10 protein-coding genes and 1 pseudogene are annotated in these 9040 nt (G+C 33.8%); 5 read left to right on the top strand and 6 right to left on the bottom strand.

Features of this window, described 5'->3' with window-relative positions; all coding sequences use genetic code 11:
- On the bottom strand, positions 1-740 hold a 740-nt coding region (locus tag AC1DTM_RS13530), incomplete at its 3' end, for a transglycosylase domain-containing protein (protein WP_477000340.1).
- A gap of 310 nt (positions 741-1050) precedes the next feature.
- Between AC1DTM_RS13530 and AC1DTM_RS13525 the strand changes: the two genes are divergently transcribed.
- The 3 genes from AC1DTM_RS13525 (at position 1051) to AC1DTM_RS13515 (ending at position 3599) form a co-directional block, all read left to right on the top strand.
- Positions 1051-1671: a DUF47 domain-containing protein gene (locus AC1DTM_RS13525; RefSeq protein ID WP_000231445.1), complete on the top strand. Its 621-nt coding sequence runs from the start codon at positions 1051-1053 to the stop codon at positions 1669-1671.
- 11 nt (positions 1672-1682) lie between these two features.
- Positions 1683-2681, top strand: coding sequence for an inorganic phosphate transporter (locus AC1DTM_RS13520; RefSeq protein ID WP_002149443.1), 999 nt, complete (start codon positions 1683-1685; stop codon positions 2679-2681).
- A gap of 117 nt (positions 2682-2798) precedes the next feature.
- Positions 2799-3599: a sulfite exporter TauE/SafE family protein gene (locus tag AC1DTM_RS13515; RefSeq protein WP_477000339.1), complete on the top strand. Its 801-nt coding sequence runs from the start codon at positions 2799-2801 to the stop codon at positions 3597-3599.
- Between the two features lie 293 nt (positions 3600-3892).
- Here the strand turns inward: AC1DTM_RS13515 and AC1DTM_RS13510 are convergent, their stop codons facing one another.
- The gene (locus tag AC1DTM_RS13510) at positions 3893-4120 is read right to left on the bottom strand and encodes a hypothetical protein (protein WP_000883004.1); all 228 of its coding nucleotides are present in this window, start codon (positions 4118-4120) and stop codon (positions 3893-3895) included.
- Between the two features lie 170 nt (positions 4121-4290).
- Here AC1DTM_RS13510 and AC1DTM_RS13505 point away from each other — a divergent pair, with 170 nt between their 5' ends.
- The gene (locus tag AC1DTM_RS13505; protein ID WP_016104305.1) at positions 4291-4803 is read left to right on the top strand and encodes a Crp/Fnr family transcriptional regulator; all 513 of its coding nucleotides are present in this window, start codon (positions 4291-4293) and stop codon (positions 4801-4803) included.
- A gap of 30 nt (positions 4804-4833) precedes the next feature.
- Here the strand turns inward: AC1DTM_RS13505 and hmpA are convergent, their stop codons facing one another.
- The 3 genes from hmpA to AC1DTM_RS13490 all read right to left on the bottom strand — a co-directional run bounded on the left by hmpA (position 4834) and on the right by AC1DTM_RS13490 (position 7995).
- Positions 4834-6042 carry an NO-inducible flavohemoprotein gene (gene hmpA, locus AC1DTM_RS13500; protein WP_016104304.1) on the bottom strand — a complete coding sequence of 403 codons (1209 nt, stop codon included), beginning with the start codon at positions 6040-6042 and terminating at the stop codon, positions 4834-4836.
- Positions 6043-6264: 222 nt separating this feature from the next.
- On the bottom strand, positions 6265-6783 hold the full coding sequence (locus tag AC1DTM_RS13495) for a hypothetical protein (protein WP_016104303.1): 519 nt from the start codon (positions 6781-6783) through the stop codon (positions 6265-6267).
- Between the two features lie 114 nt (positions 6784-6897).
- A complete protein-coding gene (locus AC1DTM_RS13490) occupies positions 6898-7995 on the bottom strand; it encodes a site-2 protease family protein (RefSeq protein WP_002158635.1) in 1098 nt (365 codons plus the stop codon).
- A 151-nt stretch (positions 7996-8146) separates the two neighbouring features.
- Here AC1DTM_RS13490 and AC1DTM_RS13485 point away from each other — a divergent pair, with 151 nt between their 5' ends.
- Positions 8147-8344 carry a hypothetical protein gene (locus AC1DTM_RS13485; protein WP_000776287.1) on the top strand — a complete coding sequence of 66 codons (198 nt, stop codon included), beginning with the start codon at positions 8147-8149 and terminating at the stop codon, positions 8342-8344.
- A gap of 187 nt (positions 8345-8531) precedes the next feature.
- On the opposite strand, the pseudogene AC1DTM_RS13480 reads toward AC1DTM_RS13485, so the two are convergent.
- A pseudogene (locus tag AC1DTM_RS13480) lies at positions 8532-9040 on the bottom strand (hypothetical protein); the annotation flags it as partial.

Raw genomic sequence — 9040 nt, 5'->3', positions numbered from 1 at the left:
GAAATATACCCTTGCTCCTTCATTAAACCTAATACGACATTACGTCTTTCAATTGATTTATTAAAGTTTTTATACGGCGAATACGCAGATGGCGCTTTAATTAATCCTGCAATCGTTGCAGCTTCTGAAATTGTTAAGTCTTTTACCTCTTTATCAAAATACGATTTAGCTGCTCTTTTTATCCCCCAAGCACCTTCACCAAAATAAATTTGATTCATATACATTTCTATAATTTCATCTTTTGAATAAGTACGCTCTATTTTTTTTGTCAAAAAGTATTCCTTTATTTTACGTGAGTATGTGCGATCTTGTGTCAAAAATACATTTTTTGCAAGTTGTTGTGTAATTGTACTACCACCTGCCACAACTTCACCAGCTGTAATGTTCTTAAATACAGCACTTATGATTCCACTATAGTAAATACCATGATGACTAAAAAATTCCTTATCTTCTACTGCAACAATTGCTTGAACCATAATATCAGGAATATCTTTCCTTTTAACTCCTTCTGTTTTAGAAGAAGCTAATTTAGTCGCAACTTCATTATTTGCATCATAAATTAAAGTTGGTTGTGGAACAGCTTGTTTTAATTCAGATATATCTTGAATGGAAATTATTATATTTACAACAATAAATAGAGTAGCAAGTAAACTTCCCAATACAATTAATGAATTGCGTAGTTTCTTCCTCTTATTGAACCACTCAAGCATTTTTTTAAAGTGAGTGTTCTTCAATTTCATTCGTTCACTTCCTTCATTTGTTTACACTCTTTTTTTAAAAGGAAGAATATACCTCCTTTTAAATTTATTATAATAACGTAGTCATTCCTATAGTGTAAAGCTTTTCTTTCACATTCATACTTTTCACAAGAAAAGGACATTCTACAAGTAAGATATTCACTATTCAGTATTAATATTATTAATACAACAATGTGAGTTATGTTAAGTTTTTGTAAACTTTTCGATAAAATGTTTTAAAAAACGACAGTTTTTTGTTAGAATTGATTAGCCAATATATTTTACATATATTACTTTTGTGGGGGTAACAATAATGGTCTTTAAATCAAAGAAAGATAAATTTTCTGAAATGCTAATGAATGTTTCCGAAAATTTAAAAGAAGGCGCGCAGTTTTTCGTGGAGTATAAAATTAAAAATGCTAGCGATTTAAAAGAGTTTTCTATGCGCATGAAAGAGTATGAGTCAAAAGGTGACTCATTCATTCACGAAATCATTATGGAGCTAAACAAAGCGTTTATTACTCCTATTGAACGTGAAGACATCCTACAGCTTGCAATGAGTATGGATGATGTATTAGACGGATTAGATCACAGTGCTGGTCTATTCGAAATGTATTCTATTACAGAAGCTGATGAATACATGATTAAATTCGTTGAAGCAATTAATCAATGTGCAATTGAGATTGCAAATTCTGTTGAACTACTGTCTAAAAAGAAATTAGTCGATATTCGTACAAATGCGATTAAGATTAAGGATTACGAGTCACAATGTGATGATATTCGCCGTCATGCGATTAAGCACTTATTCTCTCGTGAGAAAGATCCGATTAAGATTATTCAATTTAAAGAGATTTACGAAGAGCTTGAAGAAGTAGCTGATAGCTGTCAAAGCGTTGCAAACGTATTAGAAACAATCATTATGAAGAACGCGTAAGGAGTTTGATCATGGATACACTCTTGATACTGACCGTTTTAGTAGTCATTTGCGCTTTAGCTTTTGACTTTATCAATGGATTTCACGATACAGCAAACGCTATTGCAACGGCTGTTTCAACGAAAGCTCTAAAGCCTAGACATGCAATTGTTATGGCAGCTATTATGAACTTTTTAGGTGCGATGACATTTACAGGTGTAGCAAAAACTATTACAAAAGATATCGTTGACCCGTTTGCCTTGCCAAATGGTTCTCTTGTAATTTTAGCTGCTTTGCTTGCGGCAATAGTCTGGAATTTGCTCACTTGGTACTATGGCATTCCAAGTAGTTCTTCGCATGCAATCATTGGCGCAATCGCTGGTGCAGCAATTGCTGCTGCTGGTATTAGCTCATTAAACTATAAAGGGTTTATAAAAATTCTTGAAGCTTTAATCATTTCACCGATTATCGCTTTTGTTATTGGTTACATCGTATATAGTATTTTTAAAGTGGTCTTTAAAAACTTTAACTTAACGAAAACGAACAAGAACTTCCGTATATTCCAGATCTTCACTGCAGCATTACAAGCTTACACACATGGTACGAATGATGCACAAAAAGCAATGGGAATCATTACGATGGCTCTTATGGCCAATAACTATCATACTTCTGACGACATCCCGTTCTGGGTACAATTATGTTGTGCAATCGCAATGGGTCTTGGTACTTCTGTCGGTGGATGGAAAATTATTAAAACTGTCGGTGGACAAATTATGAAAATTCGTCCTGTAAATGGTGTAGCTGCCGATTTATCATCATCACTTGTTATTTTCGGTGCAACATTCATTCACTTACCGGTTAGTACAACGCACGTTATCTCTTCTTCTATTTTAGGGGTTGGTGCTTCACATCGTGTGAAAGGTGTAAAATGGGGAACTGCAAAACGCATGTTAATTACATGGGTTATTACACTTCCTATTTCAGCTTCTTTAGCTGCATTATTTTACTACTTATTACACTTAATCTTTTAATCAAAAGTCGTCTTCCTTATTTTTCTAGGAAGACGACTTTTTTGTGAACAAGCCTATTTCTTATTAAAAAGCGTGTATAATGATTGATGGATAAGTTATATAGAGGAGTTGGCAATTTTGGAATACATCATGTTACTTTTCATCGGATTAATCGCCGGGACAGTCGGGAGCCTAGTCGGACTTGGAGGCGGAATTATTATCGTTCCGTTATTAATTGGATTACACAGTTTATCACCACAACTCGCAGTAGGAACTTCTATGGTAACCGTCGTTTTTACGGGGCTGTCTTCTACCCTTACTTATATGAAACATAAACGGGTAGATTATAAAAGTGGACTTATTTTATTTATCGGGATTGGCCCTGGTGGTATTATCGGATCATGGGCAAACAAATTTTTAAACCAAGATACATTTTCTTTATACTTTGGGATTTTTCTTATATTCGTCTCCATTCTTCTTATACTACGAGACAAATTGAAACCTCTTTCCCTATCAAATATGACTGTAATTAAGCGATCTTTTACAGATAACGAAGGAAATACTGTAGACTATCAATTCCCACCATTTCTCGCTATCTTTATTGCCTTTATAGTTGGATTTATATCCGGATTATTCGGAATCGGTGGTGGCGCCTTACTTGTGCCAGCGATGATGCTTCTTTTTGCGTTCCCAGCACACATTGCTGTAGCAACTTCAATGTTTATCGTATTTCTCTCAGCAATTGTAAGTTCTTTAACTCACATCTCTCTAGGAAATGTCAGCTGGGCTTATGCATTAATTCTTATTCCTGGTGCATGGATTGGCGGAAAAATCGGGGCTTATATTAACACAAAATTAAGTGGTAATGCAGTAATTAATTTATTACGTATCACATTAATTATTCTTGGAACTAGATTAATCATTACTTCATTTTTATAACGCGTTCTTTCTAGAATGCGTTTTTTCTTATACACATGAATATAAAAAGGCTCCTAGGAGAACAAATAAAACTAAACAAACACTTAATAGCATAAAATTTGAAATATGTACTTTCTTCAAGTTGATCACTCCTATAGCTATGACTGTTATCTTTATGATAGCGAAAAAACAGTTATCTTACAGTTACAAAGTGCTAACAATGCAAAATCATTTATTACAAATTTTATCCTTATATTTCATTTCTTTGTATAATCTATCGATTCAATAAAAAAAGATGTCATATTGACATCTTTTTAGTGAAGAAGTGACCATCCCATAAAGTCTTCATGTACTTGGCACGCCCTCTTATCGTTTCGATCATATAATTCAGCATAACTATCTGTTTCTTCATCATAAGCCATCGTATAAATAATTTGGCCGTCTATTTCAACGGATAAAACGACTCCACCTTTCATCTCTTCTACATGAATGATAGCATTCGCCGGAATTCTCATATCCGTCATCTTCATCGCATCTAACAATATACTAAACCCCCTACAGCGTATTCATTGCTAGTACTATTACACACTAAATAGTATACTACTGTAATAGCATACATTTCGTCAATGAAATTACTGTTTAAAAAGCATATTATCTTTATACATATACGCTAAAATATAAGAAATAGAAATATTTTAATGGGGGGCTAACATTGATTCTACATAAGGGAGATATATTATTCCGTCAAGGTGAGGACGGTCCTTTATACTTTATAAAAACAGGTTTATTAAAAGTTATTCGATTAGAAGAAGACGGAACACCATTTTTATTTAATATTATCGTTCCTGGTGAAACGATACCTCACCATTCTTTAATTTCACCGAAGGAATATCACGGTACAGCTATCGCTTTAATGAAAACAGAAGTTGAGCCTATAATTAGTAATGAATGGTACGATAAACTTCAGGCAAATCCTGCATCATATGCAAATATCGCTATGCAATTACAAGCGAAGTTACGAATGATGCAACAGCGTATCGATCAATTGACAACGGTCTCTCCTAAAGAGCGCCTTCATCGTTTACAAGAATGGTTCACCGTATATTTAGGTGACATCCCTATTTATGAAATATTAACACAAACTGAAATTGGTCAGCTCATAGGCGTACGCCGTGAGACAGTAAATCGATTATTAAGAGAACAAGCAAAAAACGAGGTAAAATAATACCTCGTTTTTTGCTTGTTCAAATTTAATCTATTGTAAGCTTGCTGCGGGACCGAAAAATTCATAATGAATGTTTTCTTGTTTAACACCCAAATCAATTAATGCAGCATTTATATGTTTCATAAATGGTACTGGACCGCAGAAATAAAATTCTGCTTCAGTCGTTGGAATAATAGTTTGTAACCATTCACGTTCAATGAATCCTTCTTTATCAAAATTCTTCATTTCCACATCTTGCTCTGTCGGTGAAGAATAGCAAGTATATGCTTTAACTTGTTCATACTCTTTTTCTACTGTCTCAACATGCTCTTTCATCGCATGTGTATTACTATTTATCGCCGCATGAACAAAGCATACATTACGCTTTGATTCTTGTTCAATTAACGTATTTAACATACTCATCATCGGTGTAATACCTACTCCACCACTAATTAGTACAACAGGTAATGTTGACTCCATATTTAATACGAAATCTCCCGCTGGTGCACTTACTGGTAAGACATCTCCTTCCCCTACATGATCATGTAAGTAATTAGATACTTTACCATCTGGTGTATCTACACCTTTTTCTTTCTTTACACTAATACGATAATATTCTTTTCCAGGAGCATCAGATAAGCTATATTGACGATTATGCGTATATGTTTCACCTTCAATATTTATTTGAATCGTTACATATTGTCCTGGGATGAATGAAGAAACTTTCCCGCCATCTTCAGGTTTTAAATAAAATGATGTAATAACGTCGCTTTCCTTCACTTTTTTAACAATCACAAAGTTGCGGAAATCTTTCCATCCACCTTCTTTATGTGCAGCTTCTTCATACATATCCGCTTCAATGCTAATGAATGCATCAGCAATGACGCCATACGCTTCTCCCCATGCATTTAAAACTTCATCAGGTGCGCCTGCGACCTCTTTAATCGCTCGTAGTAAGCATGTACCTACTATTGGATAATGCTCTGCTTTAATACCTAAACTTCTATGCTTATGACCGATTTGTTTTACAACTGGAATAATAGCTTCTAAATTATCAATGTACGTTGCAGCTGCATAAACAGCGTTTGCTAACGCTTGTTGTTGTCTTCCCTTTTTCTGATTCGTATGGTTGAAAATATTCAATAACTCCGGATGTTCCGAAAATAAAATTTGATAAAATTTCGTTGTAATTTCAACGCCTTTTTCTTGTAATAACGGTACTGTTGACTTTACGATTTCAATTGTTTTTGCACTTAACATTGTCTCCCACTCCTCTATTTCCTTAACTGTTTTTAGTTTAACTGAATTGTATAATACATATTGTGATTTTAATCACTATTAACATGGTGTTTTTGTGAAAAATATATGAACAATTCACATATTAAATAAATTTTAACTAGTGGCGTGCTCCCATCCGCCACTAATTATTAGCCCACATTAATTGTGCTCAAAAAAAAGCTAACTAGAATTCTAGCTAGCCTACTACTTTGTTTGTATTGCTTGTTCAATCCTTTTTATATTCTGTCCATCTCCAAACTCTGTATACCCCCATACATTCGTTTCACCTTTATATTTATTCACAAGTATATCCAAGTCATGATATACGCGATGAGCATAGACTACATACTCAACATTCTGAAGCTCCACACCTTTCTTTACAATTTCATAACTTCTATTCACATCGCGTTTTATTTTTTCATTTTTTATTTCTTTATGTATATTTTTTAAAGAGGCTTCTTGCCCTTGAAACCATTGTTTAAAATGTTTCCAGTCCCCATCTGTATATTTCTCTGCCTTACCATAATTCAAGAAATTATTATAACTTTCATGTGTCGTACGAACAAAATCGAGTGTCTTCTTCTTCTCTTGTACCTCTTCTATTTGTGCTACTGTATTTACTCCAGCAGACTTATTCCCATAATATAATAGTACTTTCATAAGACTATAGCTCGCTATTGCCATCACAGTAATAGTTACCAATACACTTAACAATCTCTTCATATACAGAACCCCTTTTCTACTATGAATATTACAATGTACTGTTACACTTGTAACATTCTCTCGTAGAAATATAATTCCTGTTTAAATCCTTCTTGTCATTTCGACACTATTTTCCTACAAACTTCTCCTTGGTAAATGCTCTTGTAAAACAACATAACCTTCATAAGCTGTATAACCGAGTATAGCCATTAATCCGATATAACAAGCAAATACTGTCCATTTCGTTTTCGTATCGACTTTATAATAATTTTCTTGTTGTTCTTTTTCTGTTTCCCATTCATTTAATTTTCTTTCTGACATTTCAAATGCTTCTCTTATATGAATTGTATGCATTTCTTTTTCATCTTCATATGGGACATAATCAAGCGGCTCAAACTTTGGTAAAAGGTACTCTAGCACTTCAATCTTTTGAAGTTCTCCTGTTTTTAATTCTTTTTCACGTTCTCTTTGTCTTAATACATTCATCTCATGGTGAATCATATAAATCGTTCGATGCACCGCACCAGTTTCTTTTAATTCCTCTTCAAGCCTAGCAACATATGCTTTCATTCCATCGATTCTATATCCTAATTCCTTAATCGGCTCATCTCTCTTTATTACTCTATATAGTTCCATGCAGCCGATAATAACAATAAATCCTCCCAAAATACTCTTATAGTAAATAGAATAGCCGAGTAGTAAAACTAGCCCTGCTCCCCAAATTTTCGTACTTACAACTGAAATTATTCGTCCACCATCTAACGGAGAAACTGGAATTAAGTTAAAGAAATTAATCATACTGCCAAGTAAAATAATAAGCGCCCAAAACGGCTCTTTCGTTACCAGATAAAGTGGAATCGCGGGTAAAAATGAAAGCAATCCGAAAAGAGGTCCCATATAGGCAATGTATGCTTCATCTTTTGCATTTTTCGGCATCTCTTTCATCCCAATAAGAGCTCCCATAAAAGGTATGAAGATTGCTGGCGATGTTGGTATACCCTTCTTTCGCGCTGCCCATAAATGCCCCATCTCATGTACAAACAACAAATAAACGAGTGCTACCCCAAACTTCCAACCATATATGACTGCGTATGCACCAAGCGATAAAAACATACTAAATACAGTTGAAAATTTTGCTAACTTAAAAATGGCAAATACCCATTTTAACTTAGACAGTAAAAATAACCCTATTGCAACGATAACTCCCCATAATCCTTTTTTATTATTTTTCATTTCCCTCTCCTTTATCTCACTTTACTGAGCCATATACACTCAGCAAAACTTATTCTTTTCTCTATTATGACATATTTTTTTCTATTGTTAGAAATAATGTTTATTTCATCCATTTTTAGCCAAAAATAAAAATAAAAGGAGGTAAATACAAATGAAATTACAATCTCTTATGATAGGCGCTCTATCGTTTTTAGCTTCAACTCTTATTTTTTATACCGTCAGCTACGTATTATTATTAGATTGGTTGCCAAATCACCTATTTATAGCCCTTATTATTCTTTCTGCTCTTATGATTTCTTTTCTAATTACACGAAAATCAATGAATGAGCCATCTGCAAAAGCAAAATAATAGAGGGGGACCTTTCCCCTCTATTATCATTTCCTAGGAAAGGCCATATAGACTTTACGATTCATATTTATCCCGCTATTTGCGGGCAGTAAGACTCCCACCTCAAAATTCAGCTGGAGCAAAGAAGTTAGGTGGGAGTCGTGCTAAAATCAGCGGGGGATTCCCCCCCACTGATTAAAGTTTCACTTTATCTTTGTAAATTCATTTTTTCACCATACTCTTTAACAATTTGAATAATGTTTTGAAGTGCTCCTACTTTTTCTTTCTTACTATTTAATATTTGTAAATCGTAATTATCATAATAGGTTTCTAGTGATTTTAATTGTGATTCTGAAGCATCTTTTATCGGAACAGTAACATTCAATTCATACTGTTTATACCCTTCCTTTACTTTTTCAGCTGAAATCATTTCACTATCTTTTGCTCCAATTAATTTTTGAACCTTTTCCGGGAAAATCAATTGCAAATAATATTCTTGTTCCTTTGCTAACYTATTATATAGTGATTGTGAAATCGTATAACGTACCGTATAATTTATTTTTTGATCGCCTGCTTTAATATGAAACGCGGTAATCTGCAAATCTTTTTTCGTTACTTCCGTTAAAGGCCCTACTTGCATCTCATCTTCTTTTTGTTCTGGAATCTTTGGAAATATAGCCAAAAGTTTTTCAGTATCTTTTTCGTTCAGCATATACA

This window comes from Bacillus sp. P4_D3, assembly GCF_056401855.1.
Note: the sequence above shows the minus strand (reverse complement) of the source record. Positions and strands in the feature narration are given on the sequence as shown.